The organism is Celeribacter sp. (genome assembly GCF_048266405.1).
In the GTDB taxonomy this organism is placed as follows: Bacteria; Pseudomonadota; Alphaproteobacteria; order Rhodobacterales; family Rhodobacteraceae; genus Celeribacter.
This window is the reverse complement of the sequence record NZ_JBLWZO010000002.1, coordinates 456171-478430: the sequence shown is the minus strand read 5'-3', so window position 1 is coordinate 478430 and position 22260 is coordinate 456171. Positions and strand designations below refer to the sequence as shown.

Genomic DNA, 22260 nt, shown 5'->3' with positions numbered 1-22260 from the left:
TTACCCGAAGCAAGTCTCGGTGCAAAACAAAACAGATGACCGGTTTCCGCCCTTCATTCCCGAGCTGCCTCCTCCATAAATCTCTCCACCCGTTCAGCTCCGGCCTGATACTCGTCCAAACTAGGGTTATCATCGTTCGGCTCACCCCGCTCTTCCCTGGCCAAATCATCGATCTCTTCTCGCCGTTCTCCACCACTTTCAGGGCCACCTGAAACGGCTCTCGGCACTTCCAACGCCCCGATCTTCGCCTCCAGCGCTTTGATCTGCCCTTGCAGCCCGCGCATCTGGTCTCCGGCTGAGGGATAAGGCAGATCGCCGGTCTGCTGGTCGAAGATCTTCTTAAAGAACCGGTCGTCATAGAATTTGATCCGTTTGGCGCGCACGGGCATTTGCGCGTCGACCACGAGAACGATGTCATCAAGATCCATGCGCCGCGCCTCATCCTCGGGCAGCAACGCGGTTTCTTCAGTTCGTTCGGACATGCTCCGCCCAGCGAAGGGATTGCGGCCGACTGAGCGCGAGCGGGTCACAACGCGCTTGGTGGTTTTGCCGACGGCCTTGCTGAGCTCTCCGATAGTCTTTTCGTCTGAAGGGGTCAGATAGAGCTTGATGCCCGCGTTGCCCTGCAAGGCGCGTCGGGCGTTTTCACCATAGATTTCATCTAGCGCCGGGATGGTCTGTGTGACGATTGCGAGATTGGCCTGGTAGGATCGCAGGGTTTCGATGCTGTCGAGCACAATCGGCATTTTGCCCAGACGGTTGAACTCATCGAGCATGATCATCACCGGCCAAGGCTCGTCCTTGTCGGGTTCATGGTCCTGCAGCGATGCCAATAAATCGGAAAAGAACAAGCGGATCAATGGCGCGAGGGGTTTCACCATCAGCGGCTCGACCACCAGATAGACGGAAAACGGCGTCTTTCGGATGTCACGAAAATCAAAGTCTGAAGTTGCTGTTGCACGGTCGATTGCAGGGTTCGACCACTGCTTGAGGCCCGAAGTCATCAAGAGCGACAAGTAAGACGTCAGCGTGTCGTTGTTCGTCGAGGCCATGCGCATGAAGATCAGCTTGGCCGCCGGATTGACCACTTCGTCAGCGCAGCGGCGATATTCCTTTTGCTTGTCACCGCCAGAGGCAGTGATCCGGTAGATCTCGCCTAAAGTCGGTCGCTTTCGCTCGAAGGCAAGAAGTCCTGCCGCAACAAACAGATCGATACCGCCATCGAGAAGGCCCTGAACCCGATCGCTATCAGCTTGTAGGAACAACGAAGCCAAGAGTTGCAACTCCATCTGCTGGCGGTCGACATTCTCCAGCGCCGATATGCGCAGCAAGGGATTGTAGCGGTGCGAGCGGCCATCTTTCCAATCTGTTGGCGCGAACCGGAACACCTTGTCGCCCTGCGCGGCCCTGTGGCGCGCGGTGGCTTCAAAATTCTCGCCCTTCACGTCCAGCACCACGGCACTGCCCTGATAGGTCAGAAGGTTCGGGATGACGAAACCCGTCGTCTTACCGCGTCCAGTCGGGGCAACGATCAAGGCATGGGGAAAAACCTTGGACATGACAAAGGGCTTTCGGCTTTGGGGCTTGCCCATTTTGCCGAGGACAAAGCCGTGGCCAGGCTTGCCGAAAAAGCCGTTCCGCTTCATCTCGGACATCTGCTGCCAGTGGGTTTGCCCAAATTTGGTCAGCGCATCGTTCATCAAGACCGCACTGAGCAAGACACCCGCGCCGGTGCTGATACCGATGATCAAGTGAATAATCTGCATATCGGCCGGATGGGTCATTCGGAGAACCCCATAGCTGCGCGCCAACATCAGGAAATCGATATCTACCCCAACTCCATACCAACGGAACGTCAGAAAGGCCGACGCCATAACATAGCCCAGCACAGCGCCCAGAAGAGCAAAGCACATGACCCCGAGTACGATCTGCGCCTTACCCATGCGTCATCCCCTTTTCACCATCGGCATCGACATGCCGCTCGCGTTGAACATCAATTTCTTCATTGGCGATCTCGTCGAGGACATGCTCCATCGCCATACTGTTCGCCAGTACGGCATCGCTCTGGAGATAGGCCTTGGCCGCATAGAGCCGATCAAGGCGGTCTTCGATGTGTTCTTCGAGCGTGGTTTCGTCACCAATCGCCAAGTCGGCGGCCTGCTCTTCACCGACCAGTTCCTCCATCTCAGCACGGAAGGTCTCGCGTTCCAGATCGCTGCGGAATGGATCTGCGGTTGGGTCGTCACTCATACGGCTTAGAATATCAGCCGTGGTCGGCGGCAGCCGGTCGACTATGGCTTCCTGCCGGTTGGCCTCCACAGCCCCACTGTCTTTGAGAACCTGAGCATCTGCCAACAAACGACCCAGATCACTGTGAATATGGTCAAGGCGGTCGATCGCTTTCTCAAGCTCATCAGCGCGTAACAGGTCAAGGCCCTCCTTCTCGGCAATCGCCTTCAAATCCTGTCCAAGCCATTGCCTTTCCAGTGCCGCGTTTTCCGCGCCGATTTCGACACGACGTGTCACCTCTTGGGCGTCAATTCCGGTGCCTTTCAAAGCCTGCTGAAGACGTTCTGCCAGTGCTGGATCCTGCAACGCTTCTTTAGCTTCGGCCTGGATATTCGCGGCCGAATAGATCCCAGTCCTGGACGCGTCTTCGAGCAAGGTATGGGACTGCGTTCCCATTGGGCTCAGATGTGACAAAGAGCGATAGATGTCGTTCAGCTCATGTTCCAGCGCCGCGCGTCGCTCTACAGGCGCGTCTGCCACAATGCGTTCGGCCTGGTTGATCTTGTCGTGAAAGGCATCCACGACCTCGTCAAAGGAATGCTGTTCTTCGGCCATGCCATATACCTTTCCATCTGCTTCAATCGGTTTGCCCTGCGCCAAAAGCGTCGCGGCCTTGTCCAATGCTGCTGCAATGTCATGCTGGTTCTCGCGCGAGGCCTCGGCGGCCAAGCCGCGATAGAGCCGCGCGTTCAGGGCGACTTCAGCCAAGGCGCGGTCAAGCTCCGGCCCCACGCGCTCGCGCTCGGTCGGCTTCTGTCCCGTGGCTTCTGCACGACGTTGATCCACGTCGCTTGGCGTCTTTGTCGTCACCCCACGCTCCAGCTTTCGCGTCGCCTCAAGCCGCAGCCCATAGCGGTCCGACACCTCGACCATCGCCTCGCGAAACCTGTCGTAGTTGAAATGGTGCCCTTCCTTCAGAAAGAAGAACTCCCCATCCTTGCTGCGCCGGTTCAGAACGATATGCGCGTGGGGGTGGTCCCGATCCTCGTGTACGGCGGCGATGTAGTCGAAGTGGCTGCCTTCGCCCTGAAAGAAGCGCTCGCAGATCTCGCGCGTGATCTCGGCGACATCCTCGCCACGCGTGCCAATCGGGAAAGCCATCAAGAGGTGCGAGGTATGTCCCAGCTTGGGATGGAACCCCTCATTCCATTGCGCTGAAAACCGGCGCGTGACCTGCTCGATCTCTTTGGCTGACAGGACGCTTTGGCCGTCATAGGTGCCACGGCTGTCGATGATAAAGCTCGACTTGGTGGTCAGGTATTCCAACTGATTGCGCAGCTGCGATTTGTTGTGCGTTCCGCCATCACGAATGGCTTTGAAGATCGCGGGGGAATGCCCCATGGCCGCGCGCGCCATCTGCTTGGCGCGAGCGCGCGGGACGCCGCCACGAATACGGCTCCAGTCGCGATCAAAGAAGGCCTCCTGCGCGGCGACAACGGCACTATTTCGGGCCATCGGCAAAGCCCCCCAGAACGCGGGCGACCTCGCCAGATAGCGCGCTGCGGCGGCGCTGCGCCATGTCTTGAACCTGATCCGCGATGTCAAAGATCAGCCCGGCCAAGGCGCGCACCTGGCCATGGGCAGAATTGCCATAAGGCGGCGTCTTGCCTTGGCGCTTTGCCTCGTTCAGTCGCTGCGCGATCTGGTTGATATTGTTGCCGGTGCGATTGAGCGAGGCTGACAGTCCCTGCATCTGTTCAGCCAGCTCATCATCGGGAACAAAGAGATCATTTGATGCATGGATCAGCCGCCGCAGGCCTTCGGCGCGGCTGGTGATATCATGCCGCGTCAACACCGCATCGAAGCCCGCAAGCTCCTTTGGCGTCAGCCGGACATTCACCAGTTCAGAGCGCACGCGCGCATCGAACTTGCGGCTTTGATCGGCCTTCAATGTGTAGAAGATACTGCGGGTCGTGACGCCGAATTCACGGGCCAGATCCTCGATCGGCACCCCCTCGGCACGCTTGCGCACAATGGCAAAACGCTGGTTCTGCGTCAGTCGCTTGTGCCGTGGTGCGCGCGGTCGGCCCATGTGAAGTAATCACCCCTATTTCTTGCCAGCTTCATACAGGCAGTCACGTTATGGCATTTCGCCATAATTGATTCAATATTATAATATTGTATCAACTGCCTGTATTCCGTTTGGAGCAGCCATAGGCTGCTACAGGGATGTTGGGCGGCCCTTGCGCAACAGCACGGGCCATAATTTCTCATCTCATCCCCCAACGTCTGCGCCCCGCCACATGAGGCAGCGCGCAGACGTTTAAAGCTCAACACTGGGTTTCAAGTTTCCGTCCGGATCCAGCCACGAACGGGCCTCTGCAAAATCCAAGCAAATACAGGTGCAACTGCCTTTCACGATAATCGGCGCGAGAAAGATCACTGGGTTTGACGCGCCGCATTTGCGGCACGTCATCGTGGGTAAGATTGCGGGGCAACTCATGCTGCGGCTGCTTTCGATTGACCTGCGGCTGCCAGGACAAAATCGGCAGCCTTCTGCGCCTCGGACGCCGCGCGGAAAATCGCCCTCTTGTCCTCCTTGAGCGCTTTCAACCAACCTTCAACATAAGCGGCGCTTTGACCGATCTCAGGCGCGACACCAATCTGAGCCCCAAGGAAACACGCGCCGATTTCTGCGACCAGCTCTTCAAAGGCATAGGCCTCACGGTTCGCAAATTTCTTGATCCGCTCAAGCCGCTTTTCGCTGCCAGTCCAATGGATCACCTCATGGGCCAACGTCCCATAATAGCCTGCCGCATCGTGAAACGTGGCAATCGGCGGCATATGGATGTGATCCTTGGCGGGGCAATAATAGGCGCGCGGGTCGTCGCTAGTGAGGATCTCCGCCCCTGTCCGGCTGAAAAACGCCTCAAGCTCTGGTTCTTCCTGCGTCCCAAGATCGCGCGGGGCCTCGGGCCGGATGTAGTACTCCTCCGGCAAACCTTCGATCTGATCGGCATTGAACACGCGATAGGCGCGCGCGTAGGGTAGTTCTTCCTCAATGCCCTGCTCGTTCTCTCGGGTGAACGTCCCGTATTTGACCACGGTCGACGACGTCTCACCTTTGCGGACCTGACCGCCCAGTTCCTGCGCCTGTTTGTAGGTCATCCAGCGGCTGGACGCATAGCCATGCTTGGCAGCCATGACCCAGAGCATCAGGATGTTAATCCCGCGATACTCCTCGCCATTGTGTCGGGTCGGCAGGGCAATGCCGGATGCGCTTCCAGTCCACGGCTTGCGCCACGGCGGCGTGCCTGCCTCGATCTCTGCGATAATGGTTTCGGTGACATGGGCATAAACATCAAACTTCTGTGCCATTTGTGGCCTCCTCGATCAAAGTGACGCGGGTGAGGCTTTTCGCCCCTTCCGCCGATGGGCTGCGCCTCGGCCACCTGATCTGACCGAATACGCATGTATTCGGCGGAACAGAGTGGGAGAGTACGTATGTCTTTTGTCGAAACGCTTCAGACATGCGCCCTTGGTTGCTGGTTTTGAGAGATGGCCTTCAGGGCCTCGTCTCTAAAACCTGCCACGTGGCGAACGCGGATGGGGGCGAGGCAATGCTATTCGACAGCTATGGTGCGGCCCGCAGGCGTAGCCGAGGACACGGTGCTGTCTAATAGGATTGCACGAGGGGGAAGGCCGCGCCTTCACCCTGATGCAGCGCAGTGGCGTTCGGTTCACCCGAACCCCAAGCCGCAAATGAAACCCTTTGTGTGGAACGTCACACAACTTTGACCTTCACGTCACAAGCTGACCCAAACCTCAAAAGTGACTGTTATCCGACGGACTAAGGCACACTGCCCTGTGCGAGCATGTGGCTGCGTTTTAATCTGGCTCGGAGGTACGGATTAAGCGCATCAGGCCACAGGGCGACCAGGGCAGGGGGAACTTCGGGCGCAAGTCCTGGGCGCGGTCAATGGATGTCCGCCGTTGCGAGACTGAACCGCCCCTTGTTTGCCGGAAACCCAGAAGTAAGGATGCTGAGTTATGGAAAAGAACAAATGTGGAAACAGATATTGACCTGAAGTGCGCGAACGAGCTTTGCGGATGGAGTTAGAACATCAGGCCGAATATGACAGTCAGTCAGCTGCGGCAAGAAGGTGAAGACGACTTGGCCGGACAAGGCTCTGCCCAGTCCTTTGGATCGAGTGAACAGCAGTTCCGTGCAACCATGCCCAATCAACTTTGGGTATCGGATTTTACCTACGTCTCGACCTGGCAAGGCTTTGTCTATGTGGCCGCGCAACCATTGTCCTCGGACCAATGGCGGACAAGGTCACGCTTATCGATACTTTTGCCAACAAGATCGTTGGCTGGCGCGCATCAAAATCACAGCAAACACAGTTTGTTTTAGATGCATTGGAACAGGCGTTTTATGAACGGCGGCCTTCAGAGAACCTAATCCACCATAGCGACAGGGGCAGCCAATATCTGTCAATCAAATACACAGAACGGCTTGCGGATGCTGGGTTGGAACCCAGTGTCGGAACCGTCGGTTGTGCCTATGACAATGCGCTCGCTGAGACGATGATTGGCCTCTACAAAGCAGAGGTCAATCATCGTCTCAGCGGAAATCAACAGTTAAAGCGTAGATCCGTTTTATCGGCCTATTGTTCGAGGCTTCATGGCCGAGCACATCCGCCAGACAACAAGCCGACTCAATTCAAATAGCGCAACGTCCCGTGCTTAGCTCGTTGGGCGATCCTGCGCTGGGGCTTTGTTGCGCAGTTCCGGAGTGATGTATTATGTGTGCTTGGGATCAAGGACATCGCGCAGCGCGTCACCGAAAAGATTGAACCCGAGCACAGTGAGGAAAATCGCAAGCCCGGGGAAAAAGCTCATCCACCATGATGTCCAGTAGTTCATGCCGATCGCGACCATATACCCCCAGCTAGGGGTTGGGGGCTGAACACCCAGGCCGAGAAATGAGAGGCCGGATTCCGTGATCAGCGCCGCCGAGGCAGTCAGCGATGCAAAGACGATCACGTTGGGCATAATATTGGGGGCGATGTGGAGGAACATGATGCGAAGCTTTGACGCACCCAATACTTGAGCCGCTTTTATATAATCGAGTTCCCGTACAACCAGAACCGTCCCACGCGCAAGGCGTGCAAAGCTGGGAATAGTAACAATAGCAATCGCGATAAGGGCATTGATCAGGCTCGGCCCCATAATGGCGACAATCGACAGAGCCAGAACCAGAGTGGGAAACGCCAGAACCGCATCCATGATCCGCATAATTACCGTGTCTGTGCGGCCTCCGAAAAAGCCCGAGATGATGCCCATCAACGTGCCGAGACAGAGGGCCAACCCAACCGATATCGTGACAATGGCTAGAGCAATCCGCGCGCCATAGACTGTCCGGCTATAGACGCTGCGCCCGATCTCATCCGTGCCGAAGATATAGTTTGCGGTCGGTGGCTGCATGATCGCGGTATAGTCAATCTCGGCGGGACCGACTGTTGTGATGACAGGGGCCAGGGCCGCCGCCAGAATAACGAACAACAGGATCAGGCCTCCGAGACATCCCATCGGATGCGATGCAAGAGCCCAGAGCGCTTTGGTCGTGCGCGACCGTTCGGTTTTTTGCGATTGCGACATATCTATTCTGGTCATAATCGAATCCTAAAGCTTTATGCGGGGATCAAGCTGCGAATAAAGAAGGTCGGTCAAAAGGTTGATCACCACCACGCAAAGCACGATTGTCAGGATCGCGCCCTGAACCACGGCCAGATCGCGGTTGAAAATGCCATCGACAACCAATCGGCCCAGGCCGGGCATGGAAAAAATCGTTTCTGTCACCACAGCTCCACCCATCAGCGCTCCGAATTGCAACCCGACGATTGTGACAATGGGGTTAAGTGCATTGCGCAACGCGTGATACAGGACGGCCTTTGCCTCGGACGTGCCCTTTGCTCGGGCGGTTCGGACATAGTCCTGTGACAAGGCTTCGAGCATGGCTGTCCGAGTTTGTCGCATCACCAACGCGACCATCGCTGTGCCAACGGTCAGGACAGGCAAGATCATCAACCTTAGGTTTTCGAGAGGATCTTCAAAAAATGGTACATGACCAGAGGGAGGCACCCATCCCAACCGAATGGAAAAAAACAAGATCAACAGAATACCGAGCCAAAAATAGGGAACGGCCAGACTCGACAACCCCACCACCCCGATACCGAGGTCGAGTGCGCCGCCCCGCCATTTTGCGGAGGCAACGCCGAGAGGAATTCCAACTACAACGGCCAGAACCACCGATAGAAACGTCAGCTCAAGCGTGATTGGCAACCGTTCGGCGATAATCGTGCCCACCGGTTCCTGCGTGCGCAGCGATGTGCCCAGATCACCCCGCAGCGAATTCACTGCCCAGTGGGCGTAGCGCACGATGATCGGATCATCCAAACCAAGCTCTTCTCGCAATTGTGCACGCTGCTGCACCGTGGCGTTTTCACCTAGAACGGTCAGGGTAGGGTCCCCCGGCAGAAGCGCACCGATTGCAAAAACCATAAAACTGGAGATCACCAAGACTGTTGCCAGTTGCGTTGCCTTGTTCGCTAAGCGCTTCATTAGCGGTCTCCGCCTGGCTCTTGGGACAAATAGGTTATCGCGACAGAGGCAGATGCATCGAAATGCTCTTCCATAGCTTTTTGCGCAGCGAAGATGTCTCCTGCTAGGATGTTGTTGCTAAGGGTGACGTGCCGCGCCAGCGTTTTTTCGGCATCCCTATGCTGTTTCTGGCCATGGATCATCGAGATGGATTGGCGCATGATCGGCTGCATGGCTTCAACCATGAACCGGATCAGGGTATTGCCGGTCATTGCTGCAATATGGTTGTGGAACGATATGTCCCAGGCGACCCAACTGTCATGATCGGTCGCAGCGATATCCATGTCCGCCATGATTTGCCGTAGAGCATCCTGCTGTTCCAGCGTGCCGTTAAGAGCAGCAAGACCTGCAGCACTTACTTCTATGGCGCGTCGAAATTCGATGACCTGAGAGATCCCTTCGTCCAGCGATCCAGCCGCCAAGCGCAGAAAGACCTGCAAAGGCTCTGCCGTTATCTGCCGGACGGACGAGCCCCGCCCATGAACAATTTCTATCACGCCCATCATTTCCAGTTTGCGAAGCGCTTCGCGAACTGTCGGCTTGGAAACTTTGAATTGCGCAGCCAGATCGCTTTCGGGGGGCAATGCGTCCCCTGCCACCAAGCGGCCTTCCGAAATGAGATCGGTCAAGCGATTGAGTACAGCCTCGGACCGGCTTTGCGCCCGATCTTCGTCGGGAAGCGCGAATAGGCAATTATTGATATCTCTAAGGGGTTTCATGTGTGGATCCTCCAGAACTCAAGTTATCTGATATCTGATCTATTGCCAAGTCAAAATTTATAAGATATCAGATAACTGTCCAGTATAAATTTTGGGAGGAAATGATGTACAAAAGTATTTTAATCGCAATCGCAGTTGCCGCCGCGGGCACCGTGCCCGGATGGGCGCAGTCTGTGGCCGGGGGAGCTCTGGTTGCGGCCTCTGATATCGAGCCGGTCAGCCTTGATCCAATTTTTGGCAATGCACCGTCCGTTGATGGCAACTACTACAATCTCTTTTATGACAACCTGTTTTATGTCGATGCCAACGGCGAGATGCAGCCCGAGCTTGCGACCTCGTGGTCGATTGCTGAAGATGGCTCATCCATGACCCTGCAACTACGTGAAGGTGTCGTGTTCCATGACGGAACCCATTTTGACGCGGCAGCAGTCGAATATTCCATTGAGCGTGTGATTGATCCAGAAGTGAACGCGCCGCACGGAACGGATATTTCCGCTGTCACTTCGGTTGATGTTCTGTCGGATTACGAAGTGCGCATCAATTTCAGTGGTTTTAACGGTGCGGTTCTGCCCGGTCTAGCGAACGAGGCCGGCATGATCGTATCGCCAACGGCAGCTGAAGCAGAAGGTTTCGCCCGCAATCCTGTCGGCACCGGACCTTTCAAGTTTGTGGAGTGGCGCAGTGGCGATCGTGTCGTCGGAGAAAGAAACCCTGATTACTGGCGCACGGACGTAGACGGCAACGCGCTTCCGTACCTGGACAAGGTGTCGATCCGCGTCATTCCCAATACGGCTGTAAAAATCCTTGAGGCTCGGTCCGGCGAAGTGCAACTGGTTGATACTGTTCAGGTGCAGGATTTCCCCGCCATCGAAGAGGCCGACGGTATTGAGCTGATCGAAAAGCCAACGGGCATTCATCAATTCATGGCGTTCAACACCAGCAAGCCGCCTTTCGACAATGTTGATCTGCGCCGTGCGGTTCTGCATGCCGTGAACAACGCCGCAATTGAGCAGGTCGTCTCGAAAGGTTATGGGGCGCTGACACCGACGCTTGTCCCCCCGTCGGAATTCATCTTTGACGGCGATCTGAAAGCCACTGAATTTGACGTCGAAGCAGCGACATCTTTGCGGGAAGAACTGGGTTTCGACGAGACGATTACCATTTCGGTAATTCAGCGCGACCCTGACACCCAGATTGCGCAGATTGTACAGGCGATGCTGGGGCAGGCAGGTTTTGATGTAGAGGTTGAAATTCTTGAACGTGGTGCTTGGGTCGACAAGGTGCGTGCAGCCAACCATGAGATCGGGCTGCTGCGCATTAATGTGCCGCGGATTGATCCCAGCCTTGTCTTTACGTCCCTGATGGGGCGCGACGCTGGGTTAAACTTTGCCGCCTATTCCAACGAAGAATTTTTTGATCTGGTTGATGCGGCGCAAAACACGATTGATCGAGATCAGCGCAAATCATTGTATATCGATGTCCAGAAGCACCTGCTCGACCACGCTGTTTACGGGTTCATGTTTCTGCGGCCGATCCGTGATGTTGCTGCGGAAAACCTCGAAGGTCTGTTCCGTGAATCCTCAGGAACGTGGCGGTTGGAAGAAGCGTTTTTTACCAACTGATATGGCGACGTTCAGGGCGGGCGCATCCTTTGCGCGCCCGTTCTGACCGCAGGAAATAAGACGTGGCCGCCGAACCCGCATGTGCCATAGGGCTGATTTGTCCAGCCTGATTTCTGGCATCCGCCGCCGCCGACATATCCTTGAAACGGGCATTCCATTTGCCCCGAAAACCTTGGTCGCGCCAACAGCTTTGTGCGTCCGCTACGACGGCAAAGACGACTGTCTGAGTCGCCCAATCCATTAGATAATTTTTCAGGGAGACCCCAGAAGATGAACCAGATACCCGGCATTCAACGCCCACCCCGCCAAATTGTCGATGCGCTTGCCGCAATTGGCAGCGCAACCGCGAGCAGTGAGCTGTATAAACTTGGCATTCGCGATCCCTTTATAGAAGGAGCAGCGCCGTTTACGCGAGGCCGCCGCATCGCTGGGCCAGCGCTGACGCTACAGTTCATGCCCAAGCGCGAAGACCTGTACGGCGAAGACGAGTATTCTGACCGCGAAAAACAGTTGCACCGGCACGTCTTGTACGATGCGCAGCCTGGCGACATTGTGGTTGTTGATGCACGCGGCGATATGAGCAGCGGAATCTTTGGCGAGATGATGTTAACGTATTTTGCTGGCAAGGGCGGCATCGGCATGGTCATCGACGGATGTATCCGCGATGCGACCAAGGCATTTGAAACGGACTTGGGCTTTTGGATGCGGGGAACAACCCCGAATTTCCATACGCAAACCAGATTGATGCCATATGCCGTAAACACCCCGATCGCCTGCGGGGGCACCTTTGTGGTTCCCGGCGATATCATCATTGCAGACGATGATGGTGCGGTTTCTGTGCCTATCGATCTTGCGGAAGAGGTTATTCGCCACGGTAGCGAGCATGCTGAATGGGAGGATTTTTCCCGCATTCAGCTGGCCAAGGGTGGAGATCTGCGTCGGTATTATCCTCTTGCTCCGGAAGCCGAAGGAGAGTTTGAACAGTGGAAGCGCGAAAATCCGGATCTCGCTGCGAAAGCCAAATAGAGGCCAGTCATGCAAGCGTAGCTTGTTAAAACCAGCCATAGGTCGCCTGCAGTTATCTTGCAGCGGGCGATATTCCCCGACGCGATAATGGCGTGATCCGGTGAGAGTCAGCGTGGCCCAGCATGGGCGCTACAAGGTAAGTTACATGACAAAGACAGATCAACAGAACCGCGAATTGCCTGAACTGGACCCTTATCTGTCGATCTCGGATTTAAAGATCGAATTGAGCAAGACAGGGATGCCATTGATAGAGGGCGTATCCTTCGATATCTCTGTTGGCGAGACAGTTGCCATTGTGGGCGAGTCCGGAAGTGGCAAGTCGTTAACCAGCCTCGCCCTGATGGGACTGTTGCCCAATGCGCTGGGTGTGGCAGAGGGCAGCCACATCAAGATCAATCAGGGAAGCGGTCAAACGGATGAACTTCTGTCGTTCAGCGAACGACAGATGCGCAAAATACGCGGCGGACAAATCGGCATGATTTTTCAAGAACCGATGACCTCGCTGAACCCGTTGTTCACCATCGGAAACCAGATCGAAGAGGCATTGACCCTGCACACTAAACTGCGTGGCCGGGCGCGCAGGGATGAGGCGATTTCGCTGCTTGAACGAGTCGGCATCCGCGAGGCCGCCTCGCGGATGCGTGCGTATCCGCATGAATTGTCCGGCGGCATGCGCCAACGCGCGATGATCGCAATGGCTTTGGTCGGGGGACCGAAATTGCTCATCGCAGATGAACCCACGACGGCGCTGGATGTGACCATCCAGGCTCAGATACTAAACCTGTTGCGGGATCTGCAAAAAGATCTGGGGATGGCAATGATCTTTGTCAGCCACGATCTGGGTGTGGTGGCCGAAATTGCCGACAAGGTTATCGTGATGGAAGCAGGGCGCGTCGTGGAAACCGGCACTGCCACCCAGATATTAACCAGCCCGACCCAACCCTATACCCGTAAGTTGATTGATGCGGTGCCCAAGTTTGATTCAGAATTGGGACCGCAAGTTAACTTTGCAAGTGCATCGACGCCATTAATCACGATACGCGACATTTGCAAATCCTATGCGCTGCCGGATGGCAAAATCGTTAATGCCCTGCGGTCAGTGACATTGGATGTCGCGAAAGACGAAATCCTTGGCATTGTCGGAGAATCCGGTTCAGGAAAAAGTACGATTGCCAAACTTCTTGTCGGACTGGAAACAGCCGATAGTGGCGAAATTTTCCATAACGGCGCCCCTTTGTCATATGTTGGCAAGGATAAGCTTGCGATGCGGCGGGCGATCCAGATGATTTTTCAGGACCCGTTTGCCGCGCTGAACCCGCGTTGGCGGATAGACCGAATATTGATGGAGCCGATGGTCATTCACGGGCTCAACGGTGATCGCAAGGCGCAGCGCCGGGCGGCCGGCACGCTCTTGGAACGTGTTGGGCTGCCAACCTCTGCGTTGGACCGGTTCCCTCACGAGTTTTCCGGCGGGCAACGGCAGCGCCTGTCCATTGCCAGATCGCTTGCCGTGCAACCAAAGCTGCTGATCGCGGATGAATCCGTCTCAGCCCTGGATGTGACGGTGCAGGCGCAGGTTCTGGAGCTTCTGGCCGAGGTCAAGACGGATCTGGGAATGACGGTTCTGTTTATCGCGCATGATTTGGCGGTGGTGCGAAATCTGTGCGATCGGATTGGCGTCATGCGCCATGGCGAATTGGTCGAATTGGGCAGTGCCGAACAGGTATTTGACCGCCCGGCCCATGAATACACACGCAACCTGATCGACGCGGTGCCGAAAATGCCCGTCGCGATTTAACCTTGTATCGCCTCTCAATGTCTATCCGCCTCGATGAAAGGAAACGCCTGTGCAGCTTTGCATGATGATCCCCCCGATTGAAGATCGCCGCTGGCGTGTCGCGCGCCAGATGGGCATTGATTGTGCAATTGCCAAGCTTGCGCCGGAACTGACGGGCAAGACGCCGCCGTGGGATTACAAGGCGCTGTCATCCGAGGTCGAGCGCTATCGCGCAGGCGGCTTCAAAATCATCGGGCTGGAAGGCGATCAGTTTGATATGTCGCGCATCAAGCTGGGGCTGGACGGGCGCGACGAAGACATCGGTCGCTATTGTGACATGCTAAGCAACATGGGGCGGCTTGGCATCAATTTGCTGTGCTTTAACTTTATGGCCTATTTCGGATGGTTTCGCACCGGAACCGGCATCCCGACACGTGGCGGCGCATTGGTGAGCGATTTTGATGCGACTCTTGCCGAGGCCGCGGGTCCCACGGAATTGGGCACGATTCCCCATGACAAGATCTGGGAGAACTACACCTATTTCATTCAGCGGGTGGTCCCGGCCGCCGAAAAGGCAGGGGTGCGGATGGGGTTGCATCCTGATGATCCACCGGTTCCTGCGCTTCGTGGCATTTGCCGAGTGTTCACTGATCTGAAGTCGCTTGAACGCGGGCTCGAGATCGCGTCCAGCCCCGCGCTCGGGATCACCTTTTGCCAAGGAACACTTTCAACGGCGGGCGAGGATATTGTCACAGCCGCAAAGACCTTGGGGAAAGAGCGGATCGCTTTTGTACATATCCGCGATGTTCGTGGCACCGCCAAGGCGTTTTCCGAAACTTTTCCGGATGAAGGCCAGATTGACATGGCCGCTACGTTTGCCGCCTACCGCGATTTGGGGCTGACTTGTCCCATCCGGCCCGATCATGCACCGGCAATGGATGGCGATAGCGTGGCCGACGCGCAGGTCGACGGTATCAACGTCGGCTACGAGTCCAACGGAATGATTTTTACCGTGGGCTATATGAAGGGGTTGATGCAGGCGAACGGATGGTCGGATGCATGATGCACTAATTCGCGGGGCGGCATGGCAGCCGGCACTGCAATCCAAACAAGTCTTTGCGCTTACCGGCCAAATACGGCGGGGGCCAGATGACATAACAACCCATACCGAAAAGGAGGTGCTTTGACGTGTTCGATCTGACGGGAAAACGCGCGCTGGTGACAGGATCAAGCCGCGGCATCGGGGCCGAGATCGCCATCGGGCTGGCGACACAAGGCGCGGATGTTTGCATTCACTTTGCCGGATCGCGGGAGAGTGCCGAACAAACCGCCGCACAGGTGCGCCGCCTTGGGCGCAGCGCCGGCACCGTCAAAGGCGACATTTCTGATCCCGAAGCGCCGGCGTCAATTGTCAAAAACGCAGAACAATCCTTGGGCGGGCCTATCAATTTACTTGTCATAAATGCAGCAATTCAGACGCCGCAAGAATTCCTTGAGATTGATCAGCAAACGGCACGTCATCAGTTCGACGCAAATCTTTACGGCACTCTTGGTTTGATACAGACTGTCCTTCCCCAGATGAAAGCCGCACAAGCTGGACGCATCGTTACCATAGGTTCGGTTCAGCAGTGGCGACCACATCCGCAGATGTTGGTCTATGCCGCGTTGAAGAGCGGGATGGAAAATCTGGTCCGTAATCTTGCGGTGCAACTGGGACCTTACGGGATCACGATCAACAATGTCGCTCCGGGGGCAATTGCGACAGATCGCAACAATGCTGCTCTTTCGGACGATGCATACAGGGCAAAGGTCGAGGGCAACATCCCTCTTGGCCGGATTGGAACGCCACAGGAATGCGCTGGCGTGGTCGCCATGCTGTGCAGCGAGGCCGGAGATTATATCACCGGCGCCGATATTCCGGTGGATGGCGGCATGAGGCTGGGATGACGCCCGGGGTTTTGCCCCGGCTGGGCCCGAGCAAACGCCGCCTCCTTCCCTTTCGTATTTATATTTTACCTATGAGGACCTCTTATGAAGATCGTAGATATTCGCACCCGCTGTGTCGCCATTCCGCTCAACTGCATGCTGCGTCATAACACAGGCGTTCATCCCGGCTATTTTCTGCGCACGATTGTCGAAGTCATTACGGATGAAGGTATTACGGGTCTCGGCGAGATCGGCGGCGGGGATCAACGCGGTGCGATTGAAAAGATCAAGTCGCGTGCCATAGGGCTTGATCCTTTTCACTTGGAGACGATCAAGCTGCGAGTGCTCAGATCGGTCTATTACATCTCGAATGCGCGCATTTACGCGGCCATCGAAATGGCCTGCCTTGATATTCAGGGTAAGGCACTCAACCGGCCCATGTCCGATCTTTTGGGCGGTAAGGTACGCGATAGCGTGCCGTTTATTGGCTATCTGTTCTGGCGTTACGACCGCCCCCAAGGCGGCGATGACAGCTGCGCCGAGGATTTGGCAGACCATTGCGAAGAACTGGCCGAAACGCTTGGCGTAGGGGCGATGAAGCTCAAGGCGGGCGTGATGACACCTGCCGAAGAGGCGCGGGTGTTGGAGCTTTGTCGTGACCGGCTGGGCGATGATTTCGGGTTGCGGATCGATCCAAACGGTCTGTGGACCGTGCCCACAGCTATTCGCATAGGGCAGCGTTTGGGCGATTTGGGCATCGAGTATTTTGAAGATCCCGCCTGGGGGCTCGAAGGCAACGCGGCTGTGCGTCAGGCTGTTTCGATGCCAATCGCGACCAACATGTATCCGGCCTGTTTCGATGATCTTGGTCCGGCGATCCGCATGGGGGCCGCCGATATCATCCTGACGGATCTGCATTATTGGGAAGGGCCGAAAGGAGTAAAAGACCTGACCGCTGTCTGCCGGACATTCCGTCTTGGCGTGTCCATGCATTCGGGTGTGGAATTCGGGATCGAGCTTGCAGCCATGCTGCACACAGCCGCGACAATCCCTGAAATGACTTTTGCAGGGGATGCCCATTACCATTATCTGAAAGATGACATTATCGAAGGAGGCAAACTGCAATATGCAGATGGGCGCATCGCCGTGCCCACTGGTGCGGGGCTTGGCGTCACTCTGGATGAAGACAAGATGAAGTTTTACGAAAAGTTCTACGAGGAAAAGGGCGATTATTACTCTCGTTTCCACCAGGACCCAAAGCGACCGGACTGGACCCCGACAGTGGGGGGCATGTAGCTTGCGCGATCATATCGGCACGAAGCACCCAGCTCAGACTGGCGGGCGCCTTAGCGTCCGTCATTCTTGATTGCCAAGTGTCTCTTCCACTATCTTGATCTTGGCCATCACCCGCACGAGTTCTTCGGTTTCCAGCCGGGTCAATGTCGCGAGCAATTTCTCTTCGACTTCCTTCATGCGCGGAAAAAGGGCTTGATAGGCTTGTCTCGGCAAATCCCAAAATCAGGCTATCTTGCGTCTGACATACCCCCATAGTCTCCGTTTCGCCCCCAACAGCCCAATTTATTTTGATCAGAATCGTTGACCCACTCACCGCAAACCGGCCTCTCGAATTTGCTCTACACTGACAAGATTTTCAGCAAGCAAGGCGCTCACCTGATTGGGCGTGATGTGACGGCACAGCGGGTGCCGATCCGTGACCCAATCGGCCAAGCCTTTGAGCACTTCAAGCTCTTTGACTTTGCCCGCATCTCGCGCCTGCTCGACCTCGTGAAGGTATTTCAGCCAACGGCCAGAGCTGAACCAATTATCGGAGAAACAAACCTTGGATCGGGTAAAGCCGTCGGTCTCGGTCGCGTACGATCGCACGGCCTCCTCGAGATTTTTCGCATCCACTCCATCGACCAACGCTTGGCGGATCTGTGAGAGGCAAACCGCTTTGCCGCGAACTCGATCCTCGGGGTAGGCCGCCAAAATCCTTTCTGAAATCTCATCTTCCACCGCCGCCTTCGCGTGCGAAGGGTTTGGTTTTTTATATGGTTTATATCTGTTCTTATAGGATTTGCCCTCAGGGGCAGACGGCTTGCCCTCAGAGGCAAATGCATCATTTTCCCTTTTGGTCGGATCGATTTGCCCTTTTGGGCAAATGGAGTTGCCCAAGGCGTACCAGCAGGTTCGGTCATACCGATCATCGCTGAAATTGCCCTTAATGATTAGCCCCGCACAGACCAGCTTTTCGAGCGCAGTACGAATCTGTTTTTCGCTCAGATAGGGGAACAACTCACCAAAGGCCGAGATCGAATTGTAGGTCCAATACCGCCCGTCGCGAAAGTTGCGGCGGTTGGCTTGGTTCTTCTCAATCCAAAAGGTGATGTTCTGGAAAATTACCGCTGCATTCAAACCGACGAGAGCAGCGATATCGGGATCAAAGCTATGGCGACTCATGTTTGACACCCTTTAGCCAACACGGGCGTCTGATTTTGTACAGGTTTTGTACGAGAAATCAGTTTTTGGGTCCTATCAGCGAGGAAAACGATATGCACGTTTTTGCGTACAACTGCACAGTCGCGCAAAAATAATCTATATTTTTCAATGGATTTTGGTGATCCCGACTGGATTCGAACCAGTAACCTGCCCCTTAGGAGGGGGCTGCTCTATCCAGTTGAGCCACGGGACCACGGGGGCGTTTTAACGGGAGGGGTTGTCGGGGGGCAAGCACAAAGCCGTTGCGCCGTCTCTTTGCGACATCGCGCAAGAGGCCACACTTTCGGTCGGGAACTGCGATGTTGAAAAGGTAAGGAAAAGGGGGAGTGAAATTGGCCCACCACTCCCCCTTTAAAATCCGAAACCGCTCTGTGAGTTAGAGAGCTTGCAGGACGATCCGGATATAGTGTGCGCAGAATAAGCATCACGCAGCTTGTTAGCGATAACATACACAGGTTGCGTGACGTGGACAAGGTGATTTTATAATGTATTCTGTGAGGGATATAAAACTTGGAGCCAATGGCCATGTCGCAGGATCAGGATTTCACACCACCAAAGCGTCCGCTTACACTTCGCGATGTCTCGGAAGCCTCGGGGGTGTCCGAGATGACGGTCAGCCGCGTGCTCAGAAATCGTGGGGACGTCTCGGAAAACACGCGTAATAAAGTGTTAGAAGCCGCCCGCGAGCTTGGCTACGTGCCCAACAAGATTGCAGGGGCCTTGGCCTCAAGCCATGTGAACCTTGTCGCGGTGATTATTCCGTCACTGTCCAACATGGTGTTCCCCGAAGTGATGACAGGCATTTCCGACATTCTCGACGACACGGAATTGCAGCCCGTTGTGGGCGTTACCCATTACAAACCAGAGCGCGAAGAGAAAGTGCTGTACCAGATGCTTTCATGGCGGCCTTCGGGTGTCATCATTGCAGGCCTTGAACATACGGATGCATCCAAGGCGATGTTGGCCGCGGCGGGCATTCCCGTGGTTGAGATCATGGACACGGACGGCGATGCTATCGACGCCAAGGTCGGCATTTCACACCGCCGCGCAGGGCGCAAGATGGCGCAGGCCATTATCGAGGCGGGTTATAGACGGATCGGGTTCCTTGGCACCAAAATGCCACTCGACCACCGCGCCCGTAAGCGCTTCGAGGGCTTTACCGAAACCCTCGCCAAAGCGGGCTTGGAGATCGCCGATCAGGAATTCTATTCGGGCGGCTCCGCTTTGGTCAAAGGCCGCGAGATGACCCAGACCATTCTGGATCGCAACACCGATCACCCGTTGGATTTCCTCTACTACTCCAACGACATGATCGCCTCGGGCGGTCTGCTCTATTGTCTAGACAAGGGTATTGATGTGCCAGGCGATATTGGCTTGGCAGGATTTAACAAAATCGAGTTCATCGAAGGCCTGCCCAAAAAGCTCGCAACGATGGATGCCTGTCGCGCCGAAATCGGCCGTGCGGCCGCGAAAATCATCGCCGCCCGCGCCGCCGACAACACCGCGTCGACACATGAAGAAGTCATCCTTGAGCCACAGCTCTATTTCGGCGAGACCCTGCGGCGTAAGAAAAAGGCGCTGTGAGTCCCGCAACACCTCACGCTTTCTCGTGACTGATTGACTGGAAACCCGCGCGAAAACCGCGTAAACGTGCGACCAACGCGCGCGATTACGCGTCTCCGAGACACACTCTAGACAACGGAAAAAGCATATGCCCCATTATAAATCACGCCGCTCCACCCACGGACGCAACATGGCCGGTGCGCGTGGCCTATGGCGTGCCACAGGCATGAAAGACGGCGATTTCGGCAAGCCGATCATCGCGGTCGTCAACTCCTTTACCCAATTCGTTCCCGGTCACGTCCACCTCAAAGACCTCGGCCAATTGGTGGCACGCGAGATCGAAGATGCGGGCGGCGTTGCCAAAGAGTTCAACACCATTGCGGTGGATGACGGTATTGCGATGGGCCACGACGGGATGCTTTATTCCCTGCCCTCGCGCGAAATCATTGCCGACAGCATTGAATACATGGTCAACGCCCACTGCGCCGATGCGATGGTCTGTATTTCCAACTGCGATAAAATCACTCCCGGCATGATGATGGCCGCAATGCGCCTCAATATCCCTGTTGTGTTCGTCTCGGGTGGGCCGATGGAAGCAGGCAAGGTCACGATGGATGATCTTGAAATGACCAAGGTCGATCTGGTCGACGCGATGGTTGTCGCTGCGGACGACAAGTACACCGACGCGCAGGTCAAACACATCGAAGAGAACGCCTGCCCCACCTGCGGGTCATGCTCGGGCATGTTTACTGCCAACTCGATGAACTGTCTCGCCGAGGCTTTGGGTCTGGCGCTTCCGGGCAACGGGTCGACGCTTGCCACACACGCCGACCGTAAAAACCTGTTTTTGGAAGCAGGGCGCAAGATCGTCGAGATCACAAAGAAACACTACGAAGAAGAGCTTCCCGGCTATCTGCCACGCGAGATCGCAACGTTTGAAGCCTTTGAGAACGCCATGTCGCTCGACATCGCGATGGGCGGATCGACAAACACCGTACTGCACCTCTTGGCCATTGCACATGAGGGCAAGGTCGACTTCACGATGGACGACATCGACCGTTTGAGCCGTCGCGTTCCCGTGCTGTGTAAAGTGGCCCCCTCGGTGGCGAATGTTCACATGGAAGATATCCACCGCGCGGGCGGCATTTTCTCCATTCTCGGATCGTTGTCTCGCGCAGGGTTGCTACATGGCGACACGCGAACGGTTCACTCGGAAACCATGGCGGCAGCGATTGCCAAATGGGATATTACCGTTGCCAATAACCCCGAGGCCGAGAAACTGTTCAAGGCCGCTCCAGGTGGCGTGCGTACGACACAGGCGTTCTCCACCGAGAACCGCTATAAAGAGCTCGACAAAGACCGTGAAAACGGCGTGATCCGTTCCGCAGAGCATGCCTTCTCCAAGGATGGCGGCTTGGCCGTACTGTTTGGCAACATCGCCGAGCGAGGCTGCATCGTGAAAACAGCGGGTGTGGATGACAGTATCCTGAAATTCACAGGCAAAGCACGCGTGTTTGAAAGTCAGGATGATTCGGTGAGCGCGATTCTCAGCCGTAAGGTTGAGGCGGGCGAAGTTGTTGTCATCCGCTACGAAGGGCCACAGGGCGGTCCGGGGATGCAAGAAATGCTCTACCCCACCTCCTACCTCAAATCCAAAGGCCTCGGCAAAAAATGCGCCTTGCTCACGGATGGTCGATTCTCGGGCGGCACATCGGGCCTATCCATCGGTCACGTCTCCCCCGAAGCGGCGGAAGGCGGCATGATCGGTTTGGTCGAAACGGGCGATATTATCGAGATCGACATCCCCAACCGGTCCATCGAACTCAAAGTTGACGCTGATGAATTGGCGCGTCGCCGTGAAAAAATGGGCCCATTGCCGTGGAAACCAAAGGAAGAGCGTCCCCGCCATGTCTCCTCCGCGCTCAAAGCCTATGCGCTTATGGCGTCGTCTGCGGACAAAGGGGCTGTGCGCATCCTGCCCGACGACGCATAAGGCCTGCATTAACGAACTGATATTGCGCCGCCCTTCGGGGCGGCGTTTTGCGTTTTATCAGGGGTTTCACGCGAATCTCGGCATCAGATCGGAGAATCAAAAAACCCGCGCTCGAAAGCGCGGGTTCTTAGGGACGAAGTGGTGAGCCGTGATGGGTTCGAACCATCGACCTACTGATTAAAAGTCAGTTGCTCTACCAACTGAGCTAACGGCCCACTTTCATCGTGTTGCGGGTATTAA

The 22260-nt window shown here is 55.9% G+C and carries 16 protein-coding genes, 2 tRNA genes and 1 pseudogene; 9 read left to right on the top strand and 10 right to left on the bottom strand.

What is annotated here, in order from left to right:
• Positions 1–53: 53 nt before the first annotated feature.
• From ACN0TS_RS07115 to ACN0TS_RS07100, 4 genes are all read right to left on the bottom strand, one after another.
• The gene (locus ACN0TS_RS07115) at positions 54–1943 is read right to left on the bottom strand and encodes a type IV secretory system conjugative DNA transfer family protein (RefSeq protein ID WP_417258638.1); all 1890 of its coding nucleotides are present in this window, start codon (positions 1941–1943) and stop codon (positions 54–56) included.
• Complete coding sequence (locus ACN0TS_RS07110) at positions 1936–3744, bottom strand: relaxase/mobilization nuclease domain-containing protein (protein ID WP_417258637.1); 1809 nt, start codon at positions 3742–3744, stop codon at positions 1936–1938. The genes ACN0TS_RS07115 and ACN0TS_RS07110 overlap by 8 nt, the downstream gene beginning before the upstream one ends.
• Positions 3731–4321: a hypothetical protein gene (locus ACN0TS_RS07105; protein WP_417258636.1), complete on the bottom strand. Its 591-nt coding sequence runs from the start codon at positions 4319–4321 to the stop codon at positions 3731–3733. The genes ACN0TS_RS07110 and ACN0TS_RS07105 overlap by 14 nt, the downstream gene beginning before the upstream one ends.
• A 407-nt stretch (positions 4322–4728) precedes the next feature.
• Positions 4729–5607, bottom strand: a complete 879-nt coding sequence (locus ACN0TS_RS07100; protein WP_417258635.1) for an ArdC family protein — start codon at positions 5605–5607, stop codon at positions 4729–4731.
• A gap of 761 nt (positions 5608–6368) precedes the next feature.
• Here ACN0TS_RS07100 and ACN0TS_RS07095 point away from each other — a divergent pair.
• Positions 6369–6855, top strand: a pseudogene (locus ACN0TS_RS07095) (DDE-type integrase/transposase/recombinase); the annotation flags it as partial.
• A 180-nt stretch (positions 6856–7035) separates the two neighbouring features.
• On the opposite strand, the gene ACN0TS_RS07090 reads toward ACN0TS_RS07095, so the two are convergent.
• From ACN0TS_RS07090 to ACN0TS_RS07080, 3 genes are read right to left on the bottom strand one after another with little or no spacing between them, the layout of a single operon-like run.
• Positions 7036–7908 (bottom strand): ABC transporter permease, encoded by an 873-nt coding sequence (locus ACN0TS_RS07090; RefSeq protein ID WP_417258634.1) that lies wholly within the window; start codon positions 7906–7908, stop codon positions 7036–7038.
• Positions 7909–7917: 9 nt separating this feature from the next.
• Positions 7918–8856 (bottom strand): ABC transporter permease, encoded by a 939-nt coding sequence (locus tag ACN0TS_RS07085; RefSeq protein ID WP_417258633.1) that lies wholly within the window; start codon positions 8854–8856, stop codon positions 7918–7920.
• Positions 8856–9614: a FadR/GntR family transcriptional regulator gene (locus ACN0TS_RS07080; RefSeq protein ID WP_417258632.1), complete on the bottom strand. Its 759-nt coding sequence runs from the start codon at positions 9612–9614 to the stop codon at positions 8856–8858. The genes ACN0TS_RS07085 and ACN0TS_RS07080 overlap by 1 nt, the downstream gene beginning before the upstream one ends.
• Before the next feature lie 104 nt (positions 9615–9718).
• On the opposite strand from ACN0TS_RS07080, the gene ACN0TS_RS07075 reads away from it, so the two are divergent.
• The 6 genes from ACN0TS_RS07075 to ACN0TS_RS07050 all read left to right on the top strand — a co-directional run bounded on the left by ACN0TS_RS07075 (position 9719) and on the right by ACN0TS_RS07050 (position 17261).
• Positions 9719–11236: an ABC transporter substrate-binding protein gene (locus ACN0TS_RS07075; protein WP_417258631.1), complete on the top strand. Its 1518-nt coding sequence runs from the start codon at positions 9719–9721 to the stop codon at positions 11234–11236.
• A gap of 270 nt (positions 11237–11506) precedes the next feature.
• Positions 11507–12262: a ribonuclease activity regulator RraA gene (locus ACN0TS_RS07070; RefSeq protein WP_417258630.1), complete on the top strand. Its 756-nt coding sequence runs from the start codon at positions 11507–11509 to the stop codon at positions 12260–12262.
• Between the two features lie 145 nt (positions 12263–12407).
• A complete protein-coding gene (locus ACN0TS_RS07065; RefSeq protein ID WP_417258629.1) occupies positions 12408–14060 on the top strand; it encodes an ABC transporter ATP-binding protein in 1653 nt (550 codons plus the stop codon).
• A gap of 61 nt (positions 14061–14121) precedes the next feature.
• The gene (locus ACN0TS_RS07060) at positions 14122–15102 is read left to right on the top strand and encodes a mannonate dehydratase (protein WP_417258628.1); all 981 of its coding nucleotides are present in this window, start codon (positions 14122–14124) and stop codon (positions 15100–15102) included.
• Between the two features lie 125 nt (positions 15103–15227).
• Positions 15228–15986, top strand: a complete 759-nt coding sequence (locus ACN0TS_RS07055; RefSeq protein WP_417258627.1) for an SDR family NAD(P)-dependent oxidoreductase — start codon at positions 15228–15230, stop codon at positions 15984–15986.
• An 84-nt stretch (positions 15987–16070) separates the two neighbouring features.
• Complete coding sequence (locus ACN0TS_RS07050; protein WP_417258626.1) at positions 16071–17261, top strand: enolase C-terminal domain-like protein; 1191 nt, start codon at positions 16071–16073, stop codon at positions 17259–17261.
• 309 nt (positions 17262–17570) lie between these two features.
• On the opposite strand, the gene ACN0TS_RS07045 is transcribed toward ACN0TS_RS07050, so the two are convergent.
• A complete protein-coding gene (locus ACN0TS_RS07045; protein WP_417258625.1) occupies positions 17571–18425 on the bottom strand; it encodes a hypothetical protein in 855 nt (284 codons plus the stop codon).
• Positions 18426–18580: 155 nt separating this feature from the next.
• Positions 18581–18657, bottom strand: a tRNA-Arg gene (locus tag ACN0TS_RS07040).
• 332 nt (positions 18658–18989) lie between these two features.
• On the opposite strand from ACN0TS_RS07040, the gene ACN0TS_RS07035 reads away from it, so the two are divergent.
• Entirely contained in the window at positions 18990–20048 is a 1059-nt protein-coding gene (locus ACN0TS_RS07035; RefSeq protein ID WP_417258624.1) for a LacI family DNA-binding transcriptional regulator, read from the top strand.
• Between the two features lie 127 nt (positions 20049–20175).
• Complete coding sequence (gene ilvD, locus ACN0TS_RS07030) at positions 20176–22020, top strand: dihydroxy-acid dehydratase (protein WP_417258623.1); 1845 nt, start codon at positions 20176–20178, stop codon at positions 22018–22020.
• 139 nt (positions 22021–22159) lie between these two features.
• Here the strand turns inward: ilvD and ACN0TS_RS07025 are convergent.
• Positions 22160–22235 (bottom strand) — tRNA-Lys (locus tag ACN0TS_RS07025).
• Positions 22236–22260: the final 25 nt, after the last annotated feature.